The organism is Hyphomicrobium denitrificans 1NES1 (genome assembly GCF_000230975.2).
Lineage (GTDB): Bacteria > Pseudomonadota > Alphaproteobacteria > Rhizobiales > Hyphomicrobiaceae > Hyphomicrobium_B > Hyphomicrobium_B denitrificans_A.
In genome coordinates this window covers 1914320-1938558 of the sequence record NC_021172.1, presented here as the reverse complement: position 1 = coordinate 1938558, position 24239 = coordinate 1914320, and the positions used below count along the sequence as shown (strand labels likewise).

Below are 24239 nucleotides of genomic sequence, written 5' to 3'. Positions count from 1 at the left end.
TATCGTTTGTTGAATATGTGCAGGTCAGGAAGTTGGTTAGGAGCCAAATCAATGTTCAGGAAAATTGTTATCGCGTCGGGGGCGCTCTTGCTCCTGGCGCTGGGCGGCGCCGTCGCCGAGGCGAGGCCTATGGGTGGCGGCGGGTTCGGTGGAGGAGGGTTCCACGGTGGCGGCGGGTTCGGCGGAGGGGGTTTCCACGGCGGCGGTGGGGGACGCAGCTTCGGAGGAGGGAACTTCGGCGGTTTTCGCGGCGGTAGTGTTGGTGGACGCTCGTTCCGCAGCGGACCCTCGGTCAGCGCGGGACGAAACTTCAGCGCCGGGCGCGGGATGCGCAGCTATCGCGGCTACTCTCGCCGCGGTCCGATCGCGGGCTGGAGCGGTGGGCGACACCATGGTGGTCACCACCATCATCGTGGACGGCGAATCATCATCGGCGCACCGTATTTCTATGATTATGGGTACTATGACGATTACGGCTACTACGGCGACGATTGCGGGTGGCTCTATCGGCGGGCGCTCAGCACGGGCAGTCCGTATTGGTGGCGCCGTTACCGCGAATGCGAGTACTGAGAACGCGTGACGTCTGCGCGTGCCGATCTCGATAAAGACGACAAATAAAAAGGTTCCGGGCAAAAGCTCGGAACCTTTCCTTTTATGATTTCATTCATCTCCGTTACGGACTGGGCGTACCAGCTTTTGGCGGAGCAGTCGGAGCCCTTGCGCCGGAATTGGAACCAGCCGCCGGATCGTTCGGAGTTACAGTCGAGGGGCCCGGCTGAACATTCTGATTGGTGTTCGGATCAGCAGGAATTCCTGCCGGCGAATCGACGCCTCCTTCACCCGTGCTCATGCCCTCGCTCGATGGCGCCGTCTTGGACGGGGCAGGGGAGGGAGCCATGGCAGGCGGCTTTTGAATTGTGTCCGTGTTTTTATAAGTGTCCTGCGCCATCGCGCCGGCGGAACCGAACGCCGCCAATGCTGCCGCCGCAGCCGCGGCTTTCAAAATATTCATTCATCATCTCCTTTTTCTGCTGCTCAAGCTGTGAAAACCCGTCGTTTGGAAGCTTGGTTCCGAAAAAATTGTGTTGCCATTCGGCGCACGCAATCGCCGAGATGCCGATGGCCGGGCGTGACCGGAGGAACTCGTCTCGTGTCTTGGCGTTTGCACAAGGCGGGAACTACGCATCAGGATGCTCAGTATGAAGACGGAATCGGTGACCCTTACAAACCAGGAGCTCGCGAATGCCATGACGAGTCCGGCATCGATATTCGATTTTCCGCTTGAGGTCGTGGCGTGTCCGGGTCTCTCACGAGAGCAGAAGATCGACATTCTGAAGCGCTGGGAGTTGGACGCGCGAGCTCTTCAACGGGCGACGGATGAGAATATGGGCGGCGGCGAGCCTCCGCTTCTCGATGAGGTCAATAGAGCTCTGATGATGCTCGATCCTCAGAATACCGTGCGTGATGGATTTGGATCGGCTCCGACCAAGATTTGAAACCCTGTCTTCCCTGTTCGGATAAGAAAGGCATCTGCGAACCGTCGGTCCGCGGATGCCAAATTTTTCTCCTGTCGCGTTCCTTACGTTCCTTAGTTGTGGCGCGTTTCGAGATCCCAATAGCCTGGAGCGCCATAGTTCGCGTGAAGCCTTTGCTCGATTTCCCGGTTTCTCAACGACAAGGGATCGAGGTCCGGGGACATCTTCAACTGTTCTTCGGTTAGGCCTGTCACGTATTCGTGGAGATCGAGGCCCCACTTAAGTGACGTCCACGAGACGTAACTGCTTTTTCCGAGGCCAAGGAAGCCGCCGCCGCTCAGACTGCTTTGCGACGGCCGCCGTAGGTGTCGTTAGCAAACCTTCTTAGCTACTCTGCCACGTCCACTCCGGAGCCTTCTTCAGCGCGTCCTTCGTCGTGTCGAGCGTAATGACGTCGTTGCCATTCGAGTCGCGATCGAGCTTCAGCGACTTGAACTGCACCGCGACCTGGTGCTCGCCCATGCCGAGGAAGCCGCCGACGCCGATCACGGCGGCAGCGGCCGACCCGTCGTTTGCAAGAATGATTTCGTTGATGTCGCCGATCGAGTCGCCGGCCTTGTTTTGCACCTTTGAGCCGACGAGCTTGCTGGTGCGCCATTCACCCTGCTGATGCGCATACCATTGCGGGGCCATCGCATCGTTCGGTGTTGTTGCCGTTGGGGCGGGACTCGTTGCCTGCGGAGTGTTCGACGGGGAAGGGGGCGCCACGGTCTGAGCATACGCAACCGTTGCCAATGCAGGCACAGCGGCCACTGTCAAAAGACCTTTGAGGTTCATTCGATGTCCTCTCCATTTGTGAGCGAAGGTCTGCGCTGCCGGACGGACACCGTATCCACCCGCTCGCACGGCCTTCATGCCTTGCGATCAAACTCCTCGCTGCACGGAGGGTTCCCGGAAAAGAGGAGGAACTGGCGTAGGGTTCGCACGGTTTAACAAGCACTTCGATATCGCCTTGAAATGCGTTCAAGCGCCTAAGGACAGCCGTTCGCAGCAATGGAAATGCGCACATGGCATGCGAACCAAAACATGCAAAGGAGACGGCCGAAGCGGGGCGCTGCATTCTCATCCAAATGATCGGCATGAAAAAAGAAAAAGCGCCGAACCAAGGTTCAGCGCTCCAAGTTACGACAGGGATTTCAAAGGGACTCGGGAGGTATTCTCGTAAGCCGGACCGGAGAAATCTACTCTCACCCTGGTCCGGTGACGTATCGGTATTTAAAGCGCCGGTCGAACATGCCCTGGTGCAGCCGGATTTCGTCGAGGGTCTTGAGGTGAAGGTCGCTGGCAAACCGGCGCAGGCATCCCCGCTCGCAAAGAAGTCCGCGGCTCGGATATCCTGCGGCGGCAGAGTTCACATTCCATGCTTCGTAAAAAATGGCGCCGGCAGTGGCGATGCCGCCGTAGATTAGCGCCGACGCTGAGGGTGTCGGACCGTGCGCAGTCGCAAGGTATGCAAGGAATGACGACAACGCCGAAAAGGCGCCTGTAAGCAAATTCCGGAATGCGGCAATGCCGGAACGGACGTGCGGGAAATAGTGCTGGTTCTGAGCGATGCCCACATTTCCGGTGTGGTGATCGACGTAAGTCATCGGGTTTCGTATTCCCCCTGAGTATAAATGCATGCGTTAACTCCCCAACCGACGACAACTCGCCTCGCCCTTCCCGAGTTCCTGGGGCGAACATAAAAATTTCTGAAAATTAAGCGTAGCTCAGCCTCCGGATTCCCGCCGGGGCTCGCGACGGGTGTCGACAATCCGGGTCCCTGGCGATAAGGAATCGTCTCGCGACTCGCGTCGCGCCGCGGTCCCGTAGTTCAATGGATAGAGCGTCGGAATTCGACTCCGAAGGTTGCAGGTTCGAGCCCTGCCGGGATCGCCACTCGCCGATTCGTGTGACGCCGTCATAAACATTTAACGTGCGGGGTGTGTTTGGCCACTGACGTATGGCAGTGGCGCAGAAACGGCCTATATTGGCCGCGCCCGATCATCATATGCGTTTGTAGAGAGTATGCATCATGATGCACCACCCGATATTTCGAGTCTGGTGTTGGTTGCTCGTGATGATGCCGTCCGGGCTGGTTCTGCTCGCATCGTCTCCGGCCGCTGCGGATGACATGAGCGGCCCACAGGCGGCGATATGCGCAACACTCGCATCCGATGCGCTCGGAGGATTCGACAGCCAAGACCGTCAGGCCGTCATTGCTTTCTATTCAGGGCGTGACTGCAGACCGCTATGGGTTGATGAAAGGGGGACGACGCGCGCCGCTGACCTGGCGATCGCCGAGATGCGCCGCGCCGACGAATGGGGAATGAGGTCTGCCGATTTTCCCTTTGCTGCGCTCAATCAGCCCAAGACGGACGGACAATGGTCGAGCGGGGAGACGGCCGACGCAGAGTTTGAGATCACGGCCTCTATTCTACGTTACGCGCACCAGGCGCAAGGCGGGCGCATTCCTGATCCCGAGACGCAACTTTCGTCGTATCTCGACCGGCAACCATCGCTGTCGAGCGCCCAAGATATTCTGACCAAGATTTCGCAGTCGCAGAGGCCCGACGCTACTCTGCGCGAATTCCAACCGTCCGAGGATCAATTCCTGAAGTTGAAAACTCTGCTTTCAAACCTGCGTGGCAAAGAGGCGGGTGAGTCGCAAAATATCCAGATAGCAGGGCGCGGGCCGACTTTGCAGCGAGATACCAAAAGTCCCGAAGTCGCGACTCTGAAAAAGCGCTTCGACGTCGCGTCGGCACCCGGCGAGGACACAGTGTTCGACGCAGCACTCGTTGCGGCGGTGAAAAAATTCCAGGCCTCCGCATCGTTGCAAGCCGATGGCATCGTCGGGCCTCAGACTCGCGCTGCTCTCGCCGGTGACGGTCCCGATAACAATGCGGATAAAATCGCGGCCGTCGTCGCCAACATGGAAGAATGGCGTTGGATGCCGCGTTTGCTCGGCGCGACGCACGTTTTCATCAATGTTCCCGCGTTTTCAATTCGGCTGGCGAAAGACGGCAAGTCCATTTTCGAAGACCGCGTCGTTGTCGGCACGGCCGACAAACAGACACCGATCTTTTCGAAAGATATGAAGACGATCGTGCTGAGGCCGGAATGGAACCTGCCGGACTCGATCAAGCTGACCGCGTTGCTGTCGGGGCGTCCGATCGAGCAGCAGGGCTACGTCGTCATGCGCAACGGCCATACCGTCGAGAGCACGCGCGTAAATTGGGCGAACGCCAACTTAAGCGAATATACGTTCTATCAGCCGTCCGGCGACGACAACGCCTTAGGGCTGGTTAAATTTCTCTTCCCGAATAAGCACTCGGTCTACCTGCACGACACGCCCTCAAGATATCTCTTCGATGAGCGCGTGCGTCTGTTCAGTCACGGCTGCATGCGCGTGCGCAATCCACAAGTCTTGGCGCAGGACATTCTCGATATTGTTCGCGGTTCGGCGGCGCCGGACGTCAAACGGCTCGTCCGCAGGGGACCGAAGGACAACGGGATCACGCTCGATACGCCCATTCCCGTCCACGTCGGCTACTTCACGGTGTGGGTCGGCGATGATGGTCAGCCGCAATATTTCAAAGACTGCTATGGTCACCAGAAGCGGATAACTCTCGCGCTTGCCGGCAAGTGGAAACAGATCGACGTCGGAAAGGACCACCTTGCGGCGGTCGATACCTCGATGCTGAAACAGATTCGTCTGCGGGCCGACGCGCGCTCGAAAAAGGAAGGTGACGGTTTCGATTCGCCGATGGGTGTTACGAACAACTTCGAAAGCGTGGGATACCAACGCAATAACGACAGCGTCGGCGACTTGATCCGCAAGAAGCTCGGTTTCTGATCGGCGCTTGGCGGTTTTTATTTACGCGGCTTTGAGCCTTGCAAAGCCGGCATCGAGATCGCGGATCAGGTCTTCCACTGCTTCAAGTCCGATGTGGAAGCGCAACGCAGGTCCAGGCCCCGTCCATTTCGTCGCCGTCCGATAGCTCGTCGGATCGAACGGAATGACGAGGCTCTCATAGCCGCCCCACGAATAGCCCATCCCGAAGAGCGTCAGGCCGTCTAGGAATGCCGCCAGCGCTTGTTCGGAAACAGGCTTCAGCACCGCCGTAAACAATCCGCTCGCACCCGTGTAATCGCGCTTCCAGATCGTATGTCCCGGATCGCTTGGCAAAGCAGGATAAAGAACGCGGTCGACCTCGGGCCGCGACGAAAGCCATTCGGCAACCGCGAGCGCCGATTTCTGATGTCGTTCGAGGCGAACGTCGAGCGTCCGAAGCCCGCGCAGGCCTAAGTAGGTTTCTTCCGAGCCTGGACAGGTGCCGAGCGCTTCCTTGGCGTGATCGAGCAAGCGCGCTGCGCGTGCGTTTGCCGTCACCGCGCCGAGCATGGCGTCCGCGTGGCCGACGATGTATTTCGTCGCCGCCTGGATCGAGACGTCGGCGCCGAGCGCGAGCGGTTTGCAAAAGAGCGGCGTCGCCCAGGTGTTGTCGGCGAGAACCCAGATGTCGCGTGCGCGCGCCGCCGCAGCGATGGCTGGGATATCCTGCATCTCGAATGTTTGCGACCCGGGACTTTCGACCAGAACGAGGCGCGTGTTCGGCCGGAAGAGTTTCGCGATGTCGGCGCCGGCGAGCGGATCGTAGTAGGTCGTCTCGACGCCGAGTCGCTTCAGCATCCGGTCGGCAAAGGCGCGTCCCGGCTGGTAGGCGCTGTCGGTGATGAGAATATGATCGCCCGCCGAAACGAATGCGAGCATGGCCGTCGATACGGCGCCGAGGCCCGACGAGGTTAGAATTGTGACGGCGCCGCCCTCGAGATCGGTAATGGCGTCTTCAAGCGCCCGCGTCGTCGGGGTGGCGCGCCGTCCGTACGTGTAGGGCTGCTTCCGCGACTTGATGGCATCGAGTGTTTTGTAAAGAACCGTCGAACCGCGATAAACGGGCGGATTAACGAAGCCATGGTGATCGAAAGGGTCTCTTCCGAGGTGAACCACCTTCGTTTCCGGGCGTGCTGCCCCCTTTGAAGAATCGTCCTTATCAGTCATTTCTCGCATCTCCGGGGCACGCTCGGACCTCGTGGCGCAAGTTTTGAGCGCGGTCAAGGCCTTGACCGTCGCGCTCTGGCGCGGGATGTGTGGGTCTCCTGCAATCGGGAGGATTAAGGCAACCGTGGACGGGCGGCCGCAATTGTCGCTTGGCTACGATCCTGTCGAATGCTCGGCGAAGGGCTCGCTGGAAGTGCTGATGAAAGTCGCAATGAGGTGTGTGGCGCTGATCTTGGCCATCGGATCGATGGTTGGCGGATTTTGCGTCCCGGCCTGGGGTGAAACCAGCGTCCTCGATGCCATTCGCAAGCGCGGCCACGTCGTCTGCGGCGTCAGCGATCATGCGCCGGGGTTCAGCGAGGTCAGCGGCAGCGGCACCTGGAGTGGCCTCGACGTTGAATTCTGCTCGGCCTTGGCAGTCGCGGTCTTGGGCAACAAAGACTCGGTCAAATTCCTGAGCCTGATGCCGAGCGACAAATTCAATGCGCTGAGGGACAATGAAATCGACGTCCTGATGGGTGCAACGGCGTGGACCCTCACCCGCGATACCGAGCTCGGGGCGCGCTTCGCGGCGACTCTCTACTACGATGGGCAAGGATTCCTCGTACCGCGCAACCATTCGATTTCGAGCGTGCTCGAGCTTTCCGGCGCGTCGATTTGCGTGCTGCCGGGATCGACAGACGACAGTGCTATTGCCGATTACTTCGGCGTGCGAAAAATGCGCTATCAGCTCATCACGTCGGACCGTTGGGACGAACTCGTCAAGACCTACGCCAGCGGCGGTTGCACGGTCCTTACGGGTGATGTGTCGTTGCTCGCTTACGAACGCAGCCGGCTCGCCAATGGCGCCGACCACATGCTGCTGCCGGAATATATCAGCAAGGAGCCGCTCGGCCCCGCCGTCAAGATAGGTCATGATTCCTGGTTTGCGGTCGTACGCTGGACATTCATGGCTCTGGTCGCCGCTGAGGAACTCGGCGTCAACAGCAGCAACGTCGACATGATGAAAGCCTCGCCTGTGCACGACATTCGCCGCTTCTTGGGACTCGAAGCGGATGTTGGTGCGCCGCTGGGACTTTCGCGCGACTGGGCCTATCAGGTTGTCAGACAGGTTGGCAATTATTCCGAAGTCTTCGACCGCACGCTCGGTCAGGGATCGGCGTTGAAGCTCGATCGCGGATTGAACAACCTTTGGACCAAGGGCGGTCTGATGTATTCTGCGCCGATGCGCTGAACAGGCTGCAATCCTGATGGGCACGAGCGCGATGCCGGAACATATTGAAAGAGCAGGGCAGTGACGGCCCAGGCGATATTCGAGACGCTGGCGAGCAAAACGGTTCTCGTGATTCCGGTTGCGGTACTCGTAACGCTCGGAATTCTTCTCGTTCGGCACATTGCGCTCAAACGGGCAGCCGGACGTCGCCGCTCCACCGCGCAAGCCTATTCCATGCCTGTTGAGGAGGACGACGTCGGGACGATTGTCGGCCGCATCGATGCTGCGAAGGCCGCCGACAACAAAGCGGTGCTCGCAGATCTCTACCTCGCGCAGGCGCTTGCACATCAAAAGCTCGGCGATGAGAAAGCCCGCATGGCGGCGCTGACGTCGGCCGCAGGTTGCGCGTCGCTTTATGGGCCGGAGGCGACACACGCAATCGCACGGATGCAACTCGCGGAAGCTGCCTATAGCACCGGAGATCTGACGAGTGCCTGCGAGCACTGGCATCTGGCGCGCGAAGCTTTTCGAGCGAGCGGCCACGCCGAGGAGCACGCGCGCGTGGAAAAGCTCATGCGCGACAACGGTTGCCCGACGGACTGGGTGCTTACGGAGTTTTGAAATCGAACGACGGCTTGCCGATGACGCCGATGCCGGGCTCGCTCGTCGTCGGAGCGATGTCGGTCGCGCCGGCCGTGTCGGCGCCCGCGGCCGCAGCCGCCATCAGCACTTCGACGTTCTTGATGTCGCCGTCCGAAATCTCGAAGTGGTTCTTGTAAAGATGCCCGCCGGAAGATGCGGTAACGATGTACTTGCCTGGCGCCAAGACGTGCGTCGGCAGCGCGCCGACGCTCTCCTTCACCATCTCGCCGTCTTCCGTCTGGATCGTCCAGCGCGTGTCGGGCATCGCTTCGCCGCCTGACCGCGTGACAAGTTTGAACGTCGCCTTGCCGCCGGTGTGCGTGACTGTCGCTTCGGTCAGCTTGCCGGCCTCGACCGTCACGTCGGCCTCGATCTTTGCGTTGGCGTCGCCGTACTGCGATACGATCCGGTAGATGCCCGAATTGAGGCGAATGATCAGGTTCGGCTTGGCGCCGCTGATGACGACCGACCGGTTGTCGAACTGATCGTGGTCGTCGGCATAAATGGAATAGGTCACGGCCCCTGGCGGAGCAGGCGCGCCTCCGATCATCGCACCCAACCGCAAGCCTCCGGCGTTGAGAACAAAGGCTTCATACGGCGGACCGTCGTGCTTGACGGCAATCTTGCGCGTCAGGTTCGCCCGGCCGAATGCGGCATTGACAGTGTAGTCGCCGGGCTGAAGTTTAACGAGCGGCGTTGCCTCGTGGGATTCCAGAACGAGCTTCGCCTTTCCGGGTGTGCCCGTGTTTTGAAAAATCCTCCAGACGAGGCCCTCGTCGATTTGCTGACCATCGCCCGTCAGCAACGCGACGAGCCTGACCGACGGCAATCCGGCTTTGCCGCCGCGCTCGATGACCGTCGTATTCGGGGCTTTCGGGGCCGATTTGTGCGGCGGAATGTGAAGATTGAGCGGGCCGCTCGGCGGACCGTCCGGAATAGGCTCGACTGCGAGCGACGGCTGAGAGGCGACGAGCAGGAAAATTCCCGTAAGTGCCATGAAAGCAGATCGCAGTGTGCAAACCGCGCGCGCAAAAATCCGTGACGGAGATCGCCGCATACGGGCGCCGTCGCGAGCGGGGTTTGACTGGTTCGGAGCCTGCATCATCCTCGGCCGATCTCGACGTCTTTCGTTTCGCCGGCCCGAACGTCGAAGTCGGTTTCACGGCGCGTGCTTTGGGCCTCAAAACGAACTTTGTAGTGACCCGGCGCCAGCAACGTCTTCGCATCGAGGCCCGTCTTGCGCCACACGGGGTTGCCGGCCGAATCCACGACTTCCCAATAAACGTCGCTGGTCACGATTCCCGCGGGCGGCCGGAAGCTCACCATTCCGCCCTCGATCCTCAGCGTCGCTTCCGTCGGCTTGCCGGCTTCGAGTGTGATCTCCTGCGCCGTCGACAACGGATACGCTGCAAGCGTGGCGCTGACGGTATAGCGCCCCGGTGGCAAGGTGAAGGCAGTTTCCGGCCCGACGGCACGGGCGATGCGGGCCTTGTCACCGTCGGCTTTGTCGATCCTATAGACGACTCCCTGCGCGGCCGTGGCGGGCGCCCCCGCGACGATGGTCGAAAGCTTTAACGGTGCGAGTCCGAGCGTCAGCGTTTGCTTCACGGTTTCGCCAATGCCGACTGCGATCCGCTGGCGGACGTCGTCGGCGGCACCCGAACGGGCGCTCACGTAATAGGTTCCGGCCGGAAGGATGAAGCTGGCTTCGTTGGCGTGCGACCGCGCGACCGCGCGCCGTCCGTTCGGACTTTCGGGGTCGTCCTCGAAAATCGTATAAACAAGATCGTCGATTACGGCGCCTTGTGTGCCTGTTGTCGCGGAGAGGTCGACACGCCCCGTGCCTAGCGCCACATCGTCCGACTTATCGTCGCCTGCGTTGAGCGAAATGGTTCGACTAGCGTGCGCGATGCCGTCTGCGATCGTCACGGTATAATCGGCAGGCGGCAGATAGAGATCGATCATACCGTTGCGTCCAATGGCGATGGGTTTGTCTCCGCCCGCGACCGTCATCGTCGCTGTCGCCGACGGCGCGCCGCCTTTGGCTGCGGAAGCGTTGACCTTGAGGTGCGCAGCGTCGAGCGGGATGATGATGCTTTCGGCCGCGCCGTCCGTAACCGTGATTTGCTGCCGCGCCACGACGGACCCGAGTTCGACCTCGATGTCGTAGCTACCTGCCGCGAGCTTGGCGCTGATATCGGGGCCCGTAGTGTGGCCCGCGACGACTTTCGCGCCCGCTTTGAAAATGCGCCAGCGCATCGGCACGGCGAGAAGAGGACTTCCTTTTGCGAGGCTGGCCGAGGCGCGCAGTGTTGCTCCCTCAGGAGGCGGAGGCGCGGCAGGCTCTTTGCTTTTCGCGGCGATGCTCGGCGCTCCAGGCGCAAGGATCGCAAGCTTCGTCGCTTCGTCGAGCGCCGCGTTGAGCCCAGCCGAGTCGGCAACGTCGTAGTAATGGCCTCCCGTCGCCTGTGCCACGCAGGCGATGCGCGGCCGGTCGGAGGCGGGGATGCCGATGCCGATCACTTGCACGGCGACGCCGGGAGCCGACTTCGCAAAATCGTTTGCCACGGCACAGGTATCCTGCTGGCAATTGTCGGCGCCGTCGCCGACGATGACGATCTGCGCCGGACGCGAGGAGCCGATCGCTTCGGCTGCGACCTTCAAGGCGGCTGTCACCGGACCCGGTCCTCTCGGGTTCAATTTCGCGAGCGGGCCGAGGAGGGCGTCGCGCGGACTATCCGGCGGCGCGATCAGCTCGATGTCGTTGCAGTCGCCGCGACGGCGGTGACCGAACGACACGAGCCCAACTCGCGTCGACGATGGGGTTTGCAGAACGGTCGCGAGCTTTTCGCGGACGACGTCGATCTTCGGCTTGTTGTCGGGAGCGAGCCGCGCCCACATCGAACCTGAGCCGTCGACGATCAGCATGGCCGTCGGCACATCGGCGTGCACGGCCGAAACCGCGCCGGCGGCGCCGGACGCGGCGGCCATAACCGCAACAAATCGCAAAACCCTAAGGCGCATCGTTCCCCTCACGCCGATTTCGTCCCGATTCCAATTGTAACAGGCGACGGCCTGCGATAGCGAGACGGCAACCAGAACGAAGCGGAACGAGACATGAATACCTCGATTTTTGAATTTCTTGCGGCAAGGCGCTCGGTAAAGCCGGACCGCCTCGCCGCACCCGGTCCGACGCCCGAGCAACTCCAGCAAATTCTGACAGTCGGCGCGCGCGTTCCCGACCATAAAAAGCTGACTCCGTGGCGGTTTATCGTTTTTGAGGGCGATGCACGAAAAAGCATGGGGGAAGTTTTCGCCAAAGCCTGTGAGACGGAAGAAAGCCAGCCGCCGTCGCACGTCCGGCTGGAGCTCGAGCGCGGTCGATTCTTGCGGGCGCCCCTGGTCGTGGCCGTCGTTTCTTCGATCAAGCCTCGTCCCGGCGCGCCCGAATGGGAGCAGATCCTGTCCGCGGCGGCCGTCTGCTTCAACACTTGCCTCGCTGCCAATGCGCTGGGCTTCGGCACGTCGTGGATCACAGAGTGGATCGCCTACAGCAAGACGGTGCGCGAAGCGCTTGGCCTCAAGGAGTCCGAACGGATCGCGGGCTTCATTTATATGGGTCAGCCGATGGAAAAACCGGACGAACGCGAACGGCCGATCGTCGATGCCTTGATCACCGAGTGGCCCGCATGACGTCGCCACCCGTTTGTGCGACTGGCCCGACGGGGTCGCAAAATCTTAACCGATTGTTAACGGGATTCGCGGCATTCTAACAAAATGCGTGCTTCGGCTGTCGTCCGTTGCGGCGGGATCAGCACCGCTCCGCCAGCGGCAGAGACACCGGGCATACTCACCAAAACATGGCCTTCTCCGCCCGCGGTTTCCCGTGCGGCCGAGGAGGCCAGTCGGTTTGTAGGCCATTGCGCCTTGCAGCCGGCTCTGCGAAGCGGAGTCGCAAGACGCCAATCAATAGCTGAATTGCTCGGCCAGCAGACGCTCTTCGAGTCCGTGGTTGCGGTCGAACATCATGTAAAGCTCGATGGCGCGTGCCTGCTCGATCTCGACCTTTACGACGTTGCGGGTCTCGAAGTGGTCGGCGGCGGCGCTGACGGGCCGCTTCTCCGCTTCGAGCACGGTGACCGCGATATGGGCCTTGTTGGATACGAGCGCGCCACGCCAGCGGCGAGGACGAAACGGGCTGATCGGCGTCACCGCGAGGAGCGCGGCCTTGATCGGCAAAATCGGGCCGTGCACGGAAAGATTGTAGGCCGTCGAGCCCGCTGGCGTCGCGACGAGAATGCCGTCACATATCAGCTCTTCGAGACGGACCTTGCCGTCGATCGCGACCTGCAGTTTTGCGGCCTGATAGCGCTGCCGGAACAGCGAGACTTCGTTGATCGCGAGGCTCTTGTGGGCTTTTCCGGCGCTGTCGGTCGCGATCATCGACAGCGGATGGATACGGCTGATCTCGGCGGCCGCCAGCCGTTCCCTGAGGTCGTCCTCGCTGTAATCGTTCATCAGGAAGCCGACGGAACCGCGGTTCATTCCATAGGTCGGGATCTTGTCGTTGATAAATCGATGCAATGTCTGCAACATCAGCCCATCGCCGCCGAGCGCAACGATGGCGTCGGCATCGGCTGGATCGGTTTTGCCGTAGCGTTTGATCAGCGCCTTGCGCGCCTCGATCGCCTCGGGCACATCGCTCGCAACGAAGGCGATGCGTTCGAATTTGTTTTTTTCTTTGGTCATATATGGCTTTGCGGCTGATGCAGGGCCTGTGGCGGCAGGGAGGCTCGCTCAAGTGCCGGGAAACGACAAGCCCCCAAAGGCTGATAGCGGAGCCGGTGTTGCCGCGCCAGCGGCGGCCGTGGTCATGATTTATGCGACGTTCCCGGACCGTGAATCGGCCCTGACGGTCGGCCGGGCCATGGTCGAGCAGGGGATCGCAGGGTGTGTCAACGTGCTTCCGGGGATGACCTCGGTCTATGTCTGGAAGGGTGCGACGGAGACATCGGACGAAGCCGTGCTGATCGCCAAGCTCGGAGCCGAGGGGGCTGAGCGCGCCGTCGCGCACATCCTGGCGAACCATCCCTATGAGACTCCGGCTGTGCTGGTACTGCCGGTTTTCGGAGGCAGCGCGGACTATCTCGCCTGGGTCCGCGAGGGAACGAAGCCCTAATCGGCGATCCAAGCCGCCTTCCGTCCGTCAGTAGATGCCGCCGAGCACTTGCGCCACATTATAGCGCATCGTCCCGGGCCGCGGATCGCCACGGCGTGTTCGCCCGCCATAACCGGAGTGCCGCGGCCGCTCATCTCTCCAGTCGCGAGAGTGTTTCGCGCGGCGATGCTTGTCCGGCTTTGCGGTCGTCAGGAACTGGGGCGCCGCCGTCGCCGTCGATGCGTCGCCATTTTCGGCCGCCAACGCAGCAACTTTCTCGGCGCCATCCGGGACGACGTTGGCATCGGCGGCGGCATCGGCCTGCGTGCCGTCGTCGCGCTCGATCACCACCTTCTGAGGTAAGGGCTGCGTCGGCGGAGGCGACGTCTCGGTGCCGGGTCCGCCGATGGACATCATGCCTGGAGGCTGTGCGGGACGCGGCGAAGTCTGCGCAACGATCGATCGGCCGTCGCGGTCGAGCCACGGCAGTTGTTCCGGCTGGGCGGCGGCAACGCTTGGCGGATCGCTCGCTGCGCGTGTGTCTGTGGCGCGGCGCGCTTCAAGCAGCTTCGCACGCTTTGAAGCTTGCGCGATGATGGCGTTGGGAACGCACCGCCCCGCGCCGTTCGCGAGTTGGCCCGGCGGGCATGCGGCCGAGCAGATGATTTCGGCGTGGCTCTGGACGAGGCTTAGAAGAATGTAATCCGGCGCGTCGATCGGCAGCGTCGCGTTGGCGCGATCCATGAATGCAGCCATCGCACGCTTGGTTGCCAGGCTCCAGACGCCGCTGATCTCGCCCCAATAGCATCCGGCGCGTTTAAGCTCGCGCTGCAGATCTCGCGCAAGCTCGAAGCGTGTCCGTGCATCGCCGGGTTTCGCCGACCGCAGGACGGCTGCCCGCGACGGCTCGGAGGTCACGACCGTTACCCAGGCGGCAGAAGCCGTCTGACGCATCGGAGCCTCCGGCCTCTCATCGGATTTCAGGACTTCGCGGAACGCTGCCGAAGTCGGAGAAAATGTACGCATGGCGGATTCGTCCGAGCGCCGGGGGTGATAAGGCGCAATCGAAATACGCGTGGCTTCTGTGAAATCGGCGGTGTTATCCGGTGCGGGCGGCAATGTCAGGTAGCCGCCCAATGCCACCACGCCAGAGAGCATCAACAGCAATCCGCCGAACCGCTGCATGGCCCAAACTCCACTCAACTCGGCGACGCGCAATCACAAGGTCGGCAATGGGAAATCTGAGATTTGGACCTTGTCTTTCTCAGCGGCTGCGATGGCCTCGGACATGCCAGCTGAAAGATTTGCCGTCGCGCGGCCGCAAACATCCGCGCCATCTGCAAGAATGCACCAAAGCGAGCGCAGTTGTAAGCGAAAACTGGCGTCTGCATGCATGTAACACGATCGTCACGGATCGAGAGATTTGCTCGCGCTATGTCAAACACGCAGACGCGTACGCTGTATCGAAGTTCCTATGACGAAGCTGGGACGGACGGTGCAAAACCTCTTGAAAACCGTTCTGTTATCAACCGTGCCCAGGTCTTTGTGCACAGACGCGCGCAGCGCTCGGAACGTCCCGCACTGCAAATCCTAGAATTCTGATTCTCCTATCAAAACGATTCACATCCTAGGTCGACTCAGTTACGGCTGAGAGCGAGGGGAGTTTAATTCGCGTTTACGTTTTCCAACCTCGCGTCGACCTTGAGGAAAAGTCGTCCACCGGATTCGAGCGGCGAAGTCGGTGGTGCATGCTCAACTCGACACTGAAGTTGGTAGCTCTTGGCTCGCGTGGTTGCGCAGTATCACAGTTGCTCGTCTGCCGCTGTCATGGGGATGACAGTGGAGCTCACAGCCGGACAATTAGGATATCGCTCGCAGCCGTGCCCGTTTTGCGTTCCGGAGCATTGGTCGCCGCCACCCTCGGGCGCGCAGCCACAAGCCGAAATGGCCGGTCTTGTCTCGCGTTACGGAAACCGGCCCTCACAGGAGAGGGCACACGAAATGAGACACGTTTTAGGCGTGTTGGGGGTTCTAGCAGCCGGCGTACTATTAGCCGTGTCGGCCGCGATGAACTGGCGTTTTGGCTTCAGTCTCGGACGCTCCGAGCTGGACGGCCAAATCTATGGCGCAGCATCCGCTGCCGCCGACTGTTTGAAAGCACTGGTACCGTTTTTCTTCTTCGCCGCAGTTCGAAACAAAGTCTGGTCGCAGGCGGCTGCGTCGGCGCTGGTCTGGGTGGTCGTGACGACCTACTCGATGACATCTGCGCTCGGTCACGCAGCGTTGAACCGCTTCGACTCGACCGGGCACCGCGCGCAGGAAGCTCAGACGTACCAGGATCTGAGGACCGAGCTGAAGCGTGCCGAAGAGCATGCTGGCTGGATTCCGCAGCATCGACCCTATGAGGCGGTGCAAAGCGAGATCGACGGCCTCAAGCTGCAGAAGGCCTGGAAATGGTCGAATGGCTGCAAGGACGTCAATTCGAAGACGGAGCGGTCGCTCTGTCAGAAGCTGACGGCGCTTGACTCTGAGCTTGCATCTGCGAGCGCAGCGAAGACAGCCGAGAGCCGCATTTCCGAGCTGAGATCGAAGATCGATGCGGCCGCAGGTACGCCTGCGCTGTCGGAAGCCGATCCGCAAGCCAAGGTTCTGACCGAGCTTGCTGCGGCGTTCTTCCCAGGCATCAAGATCGAGAACGTGCAGATGGCCTTGACGTTGTTCGTGGCGCTGCTGCTCGAAATTGGTTCTGGGTTCGGCATGTACGTCGCATTCAGTCAATGGCGGCTCTATGACCGTCAATCGCCTGCCGCGCCGAAACTGGCGATGGCAGAAGGAAGCACCGCTGCGGCAGCGGTGGCGGCTCCGGTGCTCACACCGATCGCCGTTCAGACAAACAAGCCGCGTTCGGGCGCCAACGACAACCGGTCAATCGAGATTCCTCTCGAAACCGAGGTCGCCAAGGTGCCAGCAATCGAAGCCCGGCCCGCAGAAGTGCATCAGGCCGAGCCGAAAGTTGTCGAAACCAGGATCGCGGCGCCGGTTGCGCGTCTCGCCCCTGAAAACAATACGGAGCGTTTCTACAAGGAGAATGTCGAGGTCCGCGACGGATCAAGCGTAACGGCTACTGAACTTTACGAGGACTATTGCTCTTGGTGCGATTCCAAGAACAAGGAACCCGCAGCACTTCCAAGCTTCGCGCGTGAATTCGCCGAGCTTGGCGTGAAAAAGGAGAAAGTGGCCGGTCGAGTCCGGTATATCGGTATCGCACTCAAATCCGACATGGCACTCGAGGAGGCTACGAAACCGCCTACCTTCGGCACGGTCGCAGCTTAGCGCTGCTCCTTGAAACGAAAGGCCCGCAATCTGCGGGCCTTTTTGTTTTTGGGGGCACCGTGATTGGGGGTATACTGCTTCGTTCGGTTTTTTGGGGGTCCTTTAGAAAGCATAGATTTTCGGAGGATAACATGAAGCCGCCGATCGCAATTTTGGGTCTCACGATCATTTTGGGCGCATCGCCGCTGGCCGCGCAGAGCATGACCGATATGGTCGATTTAAGTTCCGATGCTTACACGAAGGCTGAGATGAGCCGCGCCGACATCGCCATAGCAATCGGAAAGCTGCAGCCGGGCAAAAAGCTCAACCTCTCCGGAAAGGCACTGAACGGCCTCGACCTGTCCGGCATGGATCTTCGCCGCGTCAACCTTCAGGCGGCGCACATGATGCATACGGACTTTTCAAACTCGAACCTCGATGGCGTAAATCTGGATTCCGCCTGGTCGTTGAATTCGAAATGGGTCGGCGCGAAGCTGAGAGGCGCGAGCTTGTTCCAAACGCAGCTTCAAGGCGCCGATCTCGAACGCGTAGATTTTTCAGGTGCCCATGTTGCGGGCGATTTCAGCAAAGCCAGTTTGCGAAACGCTGTTTTCGACAAGGCGGACCTGTCGCCCAACGAAGCCAATCAGTCGATGGGACTGATGCGGGGAACCTTTAAGAACTCAACGCTCGACGGCGCATCGTTCCGCGGCGCAAACATGCATCGCGTTCTGATCGAATTCTCTTCCCTCAAGGATGCAGACCTGACCGGGGCAAACTTGGATGACGCCGAACTCGGCGGTTCCAGCTTCGAAGGCGCCAACGTGAGCGGCGCGAACCTCGTGAATGCCGACTTCACGTCCGCGAACGTGGGCGGAATTAAAAATCTCAAGGGCGCGAAGAACTGGGACAAGGCGAAAGGGCTCCCTTCCACAACGCAGTGAACGGACCAAGCGACTTGGAGTCGATTACAGCCTAGCGCTGCTCCTTGAAACGAAAGGCCCGCAATCTGCGGGCCTTTTTGTTTTTGGAGAAGCTTCTATTGCGTGTGACGAGCCTGTTTGCGTGGGCGACGTCATTGCCGTTGGATGTCATTATTCCGGCATCGGAAGCGCATACCCCAGCCACCTGCTCGAAGATCATGCGGGCTCGGGAGTGCGAAAATGAAGATCGACATTACAAACCAGGAATTTTTTCGCGATACAGCCGCGGCCGTCGCTCCGCTGCGCGCCATGGGGCCTGTCGCCGAGATACATTTTCCCATTGTCGGCAAAGTCTGGATCACGACCACTTACGAGCTTGCCGGCCGCGTCCTGAAGGATAGCGAGACGTTCACGCTCAGGAAGAACGGTGGGCCGGTTGCAGGCCTCCGTTGGTGGATGCCCCGCATTGTCCGCGCTGTCTCAAACAACATGCTGACCATGGACGAGCCGGACCATACACGGCTCAGGGAGATCGTCGACGAAGCCTTTCGCCGTCGCGCCATCCTAGACATGGAGCCGCGCATTCGCGCAATCACGGACACCCTGGCGAATGAACTTTTCGCAGACGGCAGCCCTGCCGACGTGGTGGATCGCTATTCGCGGCGTATCCCCCTCGCCGTTATTTGCGAAGTGCTAGGGCTGCCTGAGGCCGATCGGCCGCGCTTCATGGCATGGAGCAACAGTTTTACGCGGCTCACCAATCTCATGGGTTTTTTCGGTTTGATTCCGGCCATGGTTTCCATGAAGCGCTATCTCGAAGGGCAGCTCGATGTCGCGCGCAAGAATGGCGGTGAAGGTCTGATCGCCGAACTTGTCCGTGTCGAAAAGGAGGGTGGCAGGATCAGCGGCGATGAGATGGTCTCGATGGTGTTCCTGCTGCTCGGCGCCGGCACCGAGACGACGACGCACCTGATCAGCGGATCGGTATTCGAACTCCTACGCAATTCCGAGCGGCGCGATTGGCTCGAAGAAGATTGGTCCCGGATCAATCTCGCGATTGAAGAGTTCTTGCGCTTCGTCTCGCCGGTACAGTTCTCAAAACCGCGTTATATCCGGAGGGATATTGAACTCGGCGGCGTCCGCTTGCCGGCCGGCGACAAAATCATGGCGATGATTGTGGCCGCCAACATGGATCCGGCAGAATCCGAACACCCTGAGAAGCTCGATCTCGATCGCCGCCCGAACCGCCATCTCGCCTTTGGAACCGGAATTCATTTCTGCCTCGGCCATCAGCTCGCGCGGATCGAAGGCAAATGCGCGCTGGAGGCTCTGTTGACACGCTGGCCCAAGCTCGAGCTGGCCGTGCCCGAGACTGAAATCCGATGGCGGGCGCGGCCCGGTATCCGGGCCATCGCCAGCCTGCCCGTGATCAGCAGGTAAGGCCCGCGTTACACCAATCCCGCCACCTTCAGCGCGAAGGCGAAGTTGAACGCGGTGTCCTTCAGCCCATCGAAGCGGCCCGAGGCGCCGCCGTGGCCCGCACCCATGTTTGTCTTCAGCAGCACGAGGTTGTCGCTTGTATTGAGCGTGCGGAGCTTCGCGATCCACTTCGCCGGTTCCCAATAGGTGACGCGCGGATCGGTCAGGCCGGCCAAGGCCAGGATGTGGGGATAACGCTTCGCCTCGACATTATCGTAAGGCGAATAGCTGCGGATGTTGTCGAAGTCGTCCTTGTTCGTCAGCGGATTTCCCCACTCAGGCCATTCCGGCGGCGTCAGCGGCAGATCCTTGTCGAGCATCGTGTTCAGCACGTCGACGAACGGCACGTCGGCGATAATGCCGAGGAACAGATCCGGCGCCATATTGGCGACGGCGCCCATCAGCATCCCACCCGCCGAACCGCCGTTTGCAACGATGCGTCCCCGTCGTGTGAAGCCTTGTGCGATGAGATGCTCGCCGGCTGCGATGAAGTCGGTGAAGGTGTTTTTCTTCTTCTTCATCTTGCCGTCGGTGTACCAGCGGAAACCCTTGTCCTTACCGCCGCGAACGTGCGCGATCGCAAAAATGAAGCCGCGGTCGACGAGCGACAGCCGCGCCGTCGAGAACGACGCGGGCATCGAGATGCCGTAAGCGCCGTAGCCGTAGAGGAACAGCGGCGCCGAACCGTTGAGCGGCGTCGTCTTCTTGTAGAGCAGGGTAACGGGAACAAGCTCGCCGTCGCTGGCTGGCGCGAACAGCCGGCGCGTCACGTAGTCGGCCGGATTATGCCCGCTCGGTACTTCCTGGCGCTTGCGCAGAGCCCGCTCGCGCGTCGTCATGTCGTAATCGTAGGTTTCAGCAGGCGTCGTGAGCGACGAGTAGGTAAAGCGGATGCGCGTCGTATCGTATTCGTAGCCCGCACTCAGGCCAAGCGCATAGGCTTCTTCGTCGAATGCGATTGAATGCTCTCCCGATCGGTCGAGCAGGTCACCCTCGGCATCGGTCTTCAGCGGCGTCACGACGATGCGCGGCAGACTTTCCTCACGTTCCAGGCGCGCCATGTGGTTCGCGAGGATGTTGACGTCGATGAGCAGGCGGCCGGGCTTGTGCGGAACGATCTCGCGCCAGTTCGCCTCGTTCGGAGCGTTCACCGGCGCCGTTACGATGCGGAAATCTTCCGCGCCGTCCGAGTTCGTCGTGATCACGAGGTGCGATCCATGATGCTCGACATCGTACTGGTGGCCGACGCGCCGCCGCGCGACGACCTGCGGCTGCCCCAGCGGATCGTCAGCATCGATCAGCCGGACTTCGCTTGTCTCGTGGTCGTGGATATCGATCAGGATGAACTTCTGCGATTGCGTCGCCGACAGCCCGACGAAAAATCCGGAATCTTCTTCCTGGTAGACCAGGACGTCATCGCTGACGGGCGTGCCGATGACGTGGCGATAGACGAAGAGCGGGCGCTGATGCTCGTCGACCTTGATGTAGAACAGCGTCTTGCTGTCGTTGGCCCACTGGAGGCTGCCGCGCGTGTCGGGAATTTCGTCGCCGAAGTCTTTGCCGGTCGCGAGATCGCGGATGCGGATCGTATAAAGCTCCGAGCCCTTGTCGTCGGTCGCATAGGCAAGCAGCGTATGGTCGTTGGAATGTGCCGTGCCGCCGAGGTCCCAATAGCTCTTGCCTTCGGCTGCGGCGTTGCCGTCAAGAAGCACCTGCGCATCGTCCGCGCAACCGCCGCGCGGTATCCGGCAAAGCTGGGGGTACTGTCCGCCTTTAACGAAGCGCGGGAAGTATTCGAAAGGTCCGTCCGGCTGCGGCACCTGCCGGTCGTCCTCCTTGAGCCGCGCCTTCATCTCGAGGAACAGCGTTTCCTGCAGCGCCTTGGTATCTACGAGCATCGCGTCGGTGTAGGCGTTCTCCGCTTCGAGATGCGCGCGAATGTCAGTCGCGAGGGTTGCAGGCTTGCGCATCACCTCTTGCCAGTTGCCGGCACGGAGCCAAGCGTAATCGTCGACGAGCACAACGCCATGATGCGTCGCCGTCACGGGCACGCGTCGTGCCACCGGCGGTACGGCCTGCACGGCCGCGGTATCCTGTTCTACGGAAGCGGAGGCGATCGGCGCGGTCATTGGAATAGGGAGCCTTTCATTCAGGAGCCGCCGGGCAGTTTGGCGTCGGACGGTTTCTTGACCCGTTGTGCGTCCTCGTCAACGAGGTGCCAGCATGAAGCAACGCCACAATTGAGCGCGCCTCGGGCCAAGCATTAGTGATGCCGTAAAGTGGTGGGAGCCACCAATTGACAATGAAGATCACCTGTAGTCAAAGCTTTCATAAGTGAAAGTGAGTTCAATTCTGTAGTGGCTTAGACAATATCGAAATATGGCTAAGATCTAAGCCGTCGGTATGCCTCAAAGCCAAGCTCTACCCGTCTCCTATGCCTGCCTTGGAAACTGGCCAGAGAGAAAAAGCGGACGACATACCGATGGATAGCCCGGCCCAGCCTGAACTCGTGACGATCACTGCAACGATCGTCGCCGCCTATGTCAGCAACAATTCAATTTCGTCGACGGATTTGCCTGGGCTGATTGCGGAGACCCATGCCGCGCTGAGCCGTGCCGCCGGACGCAGCGCCCCGCCGGAACGCGAAGAAACGAAACCGAAGATTGCGGTCAAGAAATCCGTGATGCCCGACTACATCATCTGTCTTGAGGACGGAAAGAAGTTCAAATCGCTGAAGCGGCATCTCAGGACGCACTACAACCTGTCGCCCGAGGAATACCGCGAGAAGTGGGGCTTGCCGCCCGATTATCCGATGGTTGCGCCGAACTATGCCAACGCCCGCTCGCAGCTCGCCAAGAAGATGGGCCTCGGAACGCGGCGCTAATAATTTATCGCTTGCCGAGATTTCACTCGCACGGCTGCCGGCGCTGCGATTGGTGCGCGCGCGATAGAAGCACTGCGAGCGCCGCGCGTTCCTCCTTCAACATCCGACTGAGTGACGCGTGACGTTCGAGGTTGTAGGCGGGATGGCCTGCCCGGCCATGACACCGCTCTCTCCGCAGCGCACGGTCAAGCGCCGCGATAAGTTTCTCCCGACCCTCGAGACTTCGATCCGCCATCTCGCGCGGCCACAGCGGCAATAAGCGCTGCTGGTCGTCGATATATCTGGCCTTTGAATTGAAGCGACCGGCAACGGAGTCGTTTGTCCGTATCGTGATGTTCCGTATCGAAACGTTATGTTGCATGTGGCCGCAATGTGCTGCAGCTCACCGGCACGGGGATAAGTTTGCAGGTATGTCTTGCCGGTAAGGTGAACGTGGACGTGCGTAAAAAAACTTATCCCCGCTGTCCGTGCGGGCCCTATCCTCTCCGCCATTGCCGTTGCGACAGACGACAAAGCTCCACCGGGTCGGCGCCGGTAACGAGGAAGCGCATGGCGCGTCGAGGAACCGTTCAATCCATGAGAAAGACACATGCTTGAAGTCTCTCGCAACTTGGCATTGAAGACGCGCCAACGGGGTCCGGCATTTCCAGGTGCCGCGGAACAGCAGCGCTATCGGCAGGCGCGTCTCGCACTCGATCTTGCGATGTCGAGCGTTTTCGGTCTCGAGACCGGCGCGTTGTGGCACGGGACGCGCGGCGCCAAGGACATTGCGTTTGCGCGTCAGATTGCGATGTATCTCGCGCACGTTTCCTGCGGAATGACGCTCACCGATGTCGGTGCGATGTTCGGCCGAGATCGCACGACCGTCTCCTATGGGTGCCTGAAAGTCGAGTATCGGCGCGACGATCCGGTCTTGGATCGGACCTTGGATCTTCTCGGCTGGGCGCTGCCGACACTCGTCATGCGCGCCGAAAAGCGACCGCACTGACGCTCGCGGCAAACGCAATCAATGCATGAGGTGACACGATGGCAACGAGACGATGCCTTGCGGCTTCGGCAGCAAAGACTGGCCTGCATCACGCGCCCGAGCGTGACCTGAAGGAAAGCCCTCTGGCGTGGCTCGCGCGACGCAAGGACAAGGGCGGGCGTCCTATGCTGTCGGACGAAGAAGTGGACGCCGGCGAGCGCCTTAGGGCCGATTTCTGGTTCGCTCAGATGACGCCGCGCGTCACTGCCAATTGGTCGCTGCTGCTCGGTGCCGGTGGAGGTGGCAAGAGTGCGCCGGACCACGGGCCTGACATGCGCGATTCCATTATCGCGGCGCGCGAGCGCGTGCGGCGTGCGCTTTCGAGCGTCGGGCCGGATTTGGCTGGCGTCTTGATCGACGTTTGCTGTCACCTGAAGGGGCTCGAAGCCAGCGAGAAAGCGAGCGGATGGCCACAGCGCTCCGGCAAGATCATCCTGCAGATTGCGCTGCGCCAACTTGCGCGGCACTATGGATTACTGAGAGAGGAAAGGCCGCTCGGCGCAATGCCCGTCCGCGTCCGTCACTGGGGCACGAGCGACTATCGTCCGGCGATCGAGCAGGATGCAGTGTGATCAGGCCGCGAGCATCATCTCGGCATCCATGTGAATGCGCTTCACCATCGAGGCCAAGCCGTTCGAACGCTGTTGTGTCAGGTGCTCGCTGAGCCCGAGTTCCGCGAAGATGCCTTGGGCGTCGGTCCTGACGATCTCGTCCAAGGTCTTGTCCTCGTAGATGGCGAAGAGCACTGCAATCAGGCCCTGAACAATCAGAGCATCGCTCGTGCCCTGCATCGCCATCCTGTTGGCTTTCCCGGCTCCCCCGTTCACGAGGGGCTTCGTCGCAAGCCAGACCTGGCTGGCACAACCGCGGACTTTATTCGCTTCGGTCCGCAGCTCTTCAGGCAATGGCGGCAGCCCTCGCCCGAGCTCAATTACGTACCGGTAACGGTCCTCCCAATCGTCGAGGAGCGCGAAATCGGCGCGGATGTCGTCAATCGTCATCGGAAAGTCCAAGCAGCCCGT

General features: G+C 60.7%; 23 protein-coding genes and 1 tRNA gene. 14 read left to right on the top strand and 10 right to left on the bottom strand.

What is annotated here, in order from left to right; genetic code table 11:
- The first annotated feature begins 51 nt into the window (after positions 1–51).
- Entirely contained in the window at positions 52–570 is a 519-nt protein-coding gene (locus HYPDE_RS19340) for a hypothetical protein (RefSeq protein WP_015598166.1), read from the top strand.
- A gap of 103 nt (positions 571–673) precedes the next feature.
- On the opposite strand, the gene HYPDE_RS09240 is transcribed toward HYPDE_RS19340, so the two are convergent.
- Positions 674–1012, bottom strand: coding sequence for a hypothetical protein (locus tag HYPDE_RS09240; protein WP_015598165.1), 339 nt, complete (start codon positions 1010–1012; stop codon positions 674–676).
- Between the two features lie 202 nt (positions 1013–1214).
- On the opposite strand from HYPDE_RS09240, the gene HYPDE_RS09235 reads away from it, so the two are divergent.
- Positions 1215–1496: a hypothetical protein gene (locus HYPDE_RS09235; protein ID WP_244437582.1), complete on the top strand. Its 282-nt coding sequence runs from the start codon at positions 1215–1217 to the stop codon at positions 1494–1496.
- Positions 1497–1859: 363 nt separating this feature from the next.
- On the opposite strand, the gene HYPDE_RS09225 is transcribed toward HYPDE_RS09235, so the two are convergent.
- Both HYPDE_RS09225 and HYPDE_RS09220 read right to left on the bottom strand, forming a co-directional pair.
- Positions 1860–2312 (bottom strand): PRC-barrel domain-containing protein, encoded by a 453-nt coding sequence (locus HYPDE_RS09225; RefSeq protein ID WP_041320263.1) that lies wholly within the window; start codon positions 2310–2312, stop codon positions 1860–1862.
- Between the two features lie 410 nt (positions 2313–2722).
- Positions 2723–3124, bottom strand: a complete 402-nt coding sequence (locus HYPDE_RS09220) for a hypothetical protein (protein ID WP_015598161.1) — start codon at positions 3122–3124, stop codon at positions 2723–2725.
- A 213-nt stretch (positions 3125–3337) separates the two neighbouring features.
- On the opposite strand from HYPDE_RS09220, the gene HYPDE_RS09215 reads away from it, so the two are divergent.
- Both HYPDE_RS09215 and HYPDE_RS09210 read left to right on the top strand, forming a co-directional pair.
- A tRNA-Arg gene (locus HYPDE_RS09215) sits at positions 3338–3413 on the top strand.
- A gap of 136 nt (positions 3414–3549) precedes the next feature.
- Positions 3550–5373 (top strand): L,D-transpeptidase family protein, encoded by a 1824-nt coding sequence (locus HYPDE_RS09210; RefSeq protein ID WP_244437580.1) that lies wholly within the window; start codon positions 3550–3552, stop codon positions 5371–5373.
- 21 nt (positions 5374–5394) lie between these two features.
- Here HYPDE_RS09210 and metC read toward each other — a convergent pair whose 3' ends face one another.
- Positions 5395–6579, bottom strand: coding sequence for a cystathionine beta-lyase (metC, locus tag HYPDE_RS09205; protein WP_041321072.1), 1185 nt, complete (start codon positions 6577–6579; stop codon positions 5395–5397).
- A gap of 124 nt (positions 6580–6703) precedes the next feature.
- On the opposite strand from metC, the gene HYPDE_RS09200 reads away from it, so the two are divergent.
- Together HYPDE_RS09200 and HYPDE_RS09195 are read left to right on the top strand one after the other, a co-directional pair.
- Positions 6704–7813, top strand: coding sequence for an amino acid ABC transporter substrate-binding protein (locus HYPDE_RS09200; RefSeq protein WP_244437578.1), 1110 nt, complete (start codon positions 6704–6706; stop codon positions 7811–7813).
- A gap of 60 nt (positions 7814–7873) precedes the next feature.
- Complete coding sequence (locus HYPDE_RS09195; RefSeq protein ID WP_015598157.1) at positions 7874–8413, top strand: hypothetical protein; 540 nt, start codon at positions 7874–7876, stop codon at positions 8411–8413.
- On the opposite strand, the gene HYPDE_RS09190 is transcribed toward HYPDE_RS09195, so the two are convergent.
- Both HYPDE_RS09190 and HYPDE_RS09185 read right to left on the bottom strand, forming a co-directional pair.
- Positions 8400–9431 (bottom strand): hypothetical protein, encoded by a 1032-nt coding sequence (locus tag HYPDE_RS09190; protein WP_041320261.1) that lies wholly within the window; start codon positions 9429–9431, stop codon positions 8400–8402. The two genes, HYPDE_RS09195 and HYPDE_RS09190, sit on opposite strands and share 14 nt — an antisense overlap.
- Positions 9432–9535: 104 nt before the next feature.
- Entirely contained in the window at positions 9536–11458 is a 1923-nt protein-coding gene (locus HYPDE_RS09185; protein ID WP_041320259.1) for a VWA domain-containing protein, read from the bottom strand.
- Positions 11459–11551: 93 nt separating this feature from the next.
- Here HYPDE_RS09185 and HYPDE_RS09180 point away from each other — a divergent pair, with 93 nt between their 5' ends.
- On the top strand, positions 11552–12127 hold the full coding sequence (locus HYPDE_RS09180; RefSeq protein ID WP_041320256.1) for a nitroreductase family protein: 576 nt from the start codon (positions 11552–11554) through the stop codon (positions 12125–12127).
- Positions 12128–12400: 273 nt separating this feature from the next.
- On the opposite strand, the gene HYPDE_RS09175 is transcribed toward HYPDE_RS09180, so the two are convergent.
- Entirely contained in the window at positions 12401–13183 is a 783-nt protein-coding gene (locus HYPDE_RS09175) for an NAD kinase (protein ID WP_015598153.1), read from the bottom strand.
- A 52-nt stretch (positions 13184–13235) separates the two neighbouring features.
- Here HYPDE_RS09175 and cutA point away from each other — a divergent pair, with 52 nt between their 5' ends.
- Positions 13236–13613, top strand: a complete 378-nt coding sequence (cutA, locus tag HYPDE_RS09170) for a divalent-cation tolerance protein CutA (protein ID WP_015598152.1) — start codon at positions 13236–13238, stop codon at positions 13611–13613.
- Between the two features lie 27 nt (positions 13614–13640).
- Here the strand turns inward: cutA and HYPDE_RS09165 are convergent, their stop codons facing one another.
- Positions 13641–14777: a hypothetical protein gene (locus tag HYPDE_RS09165; protein ID WP_041320254.1), complete on the bottom strand. Its 1137-nt coding sequence runs from the start codon at positions 14775–14777 to the stop codon at positions 13641–13643.
- 816 nt (positions 14778–15593) lie between these two features.
- Between HYPDE_RS09165 and HYPDE_RS09160 the strand changes: the two genes are divergently transcribed.
- From HYPDE_RS09160 to HYPDE_RS09150, 3 genes are all read left to right on the top strand, one after another.
- Positions 15594–16925, top strand: coding sequence for a hypothetical protein (locus HYPDE_RS09160; protein ID WP_041321068.1), 1332 nt, complete (start codon positions 15594–15596; stop codon positions 16923–16925).
- A 131-nt stretch (positions 16926–17056) separates the two neighbouring features.
- Positions 17057–17848, top strand: a complete 792-nt coding sequence (locus tag HYPDE_RS09155) for a pentapeptide repeat-containing protein (RefSeq protein WP_015598149.1) — start codon at positions 17057–17059, stop codon at positions 17846–17848.
- A 219-nt stretch (positions 17849–18067) separates the two neighbouring features.
- Positions 18068–19267, top strand: coding sequence for a cytochrome P450 (locus HYPDE_RS09150; protein ID WP_015598148.1), 1200 nt, complete (start codon positions 18068–18070; stop codon positions 19265–19267).
- An 8-nt stretch (positions 19268–19275) separates the two neighbouring features.
- Here HYPDE_RS09150 and HYPDE_RS09145 read toward each other — a convergent pair whose 3' ends face one another.
- Positions 19276–21435, bottom strand: a complete 2160-nt coding sequence (locus HYPDE_RS09145; protein WP_015598147.1) for a S9 family peptidase — start codon at positions 21433–21435, stop codon at positions 19276–19278.
- 353 nt (positions 21436–21788) lie between these two features.
- On the opposite strand from HYPDE_RS09145, the gene HYPDE_RS09140 reads away from it, so the two are divergent.
- From HYPDE_RS09140 to HYPDE_RS09125, 3 genes are all read left to right on the top strand, one after another.
- A complete protein-coding gene (locus HYPDE_RS09140; RefSeq protein ID WP_015598146.1) occupies positions 21789–22190 on the top strand; it encodes a MucR family transcriptional regulator in 402 nt (133 codons plus the stop codon).
- Between the two features lie 589 nt (positions 22191–22779).
- Positions 22780–23178 (top strand): helix-turn-helix domain-containing protein, encoded by a 399-nt coding sequence (locus HYPDE_RS09130; RefSeq protein ID WP_015598144.1) that lies wholly within the window; start codon positions 22780–22782, stop codon positions 23176–23178.
- 38 nt (positions 23179–23216) lie between these two features.
- Complete coding sequence (locus HYPDE_RS09125; RefSeq protein WP_015598143.1) at positions 23217–23789, top strand: DUF6456 domain-containing protein; 573 nt, start codon at positions 23217–23219, stop codon at positions 23787–23789.
- Here HYPDE_RS09125 and HYPDE_RS09120 read toward each other — a convergent pair whose 3' ends face one another.
- Positions 23790–24218 (bottom strand): SufE family protein, encoded by a 429-nt coding sequence (locus HYPDE_RS09120; RefSeq protein ID WP_041320252.1) that lies wholly within the window; start codon positions 24216–24218, stop codon positions 23790–23792. It lies immediately after the preceding gene.
- Between the last annotated feature and the right edge of the window lie 21 nt (positions 24219–24239).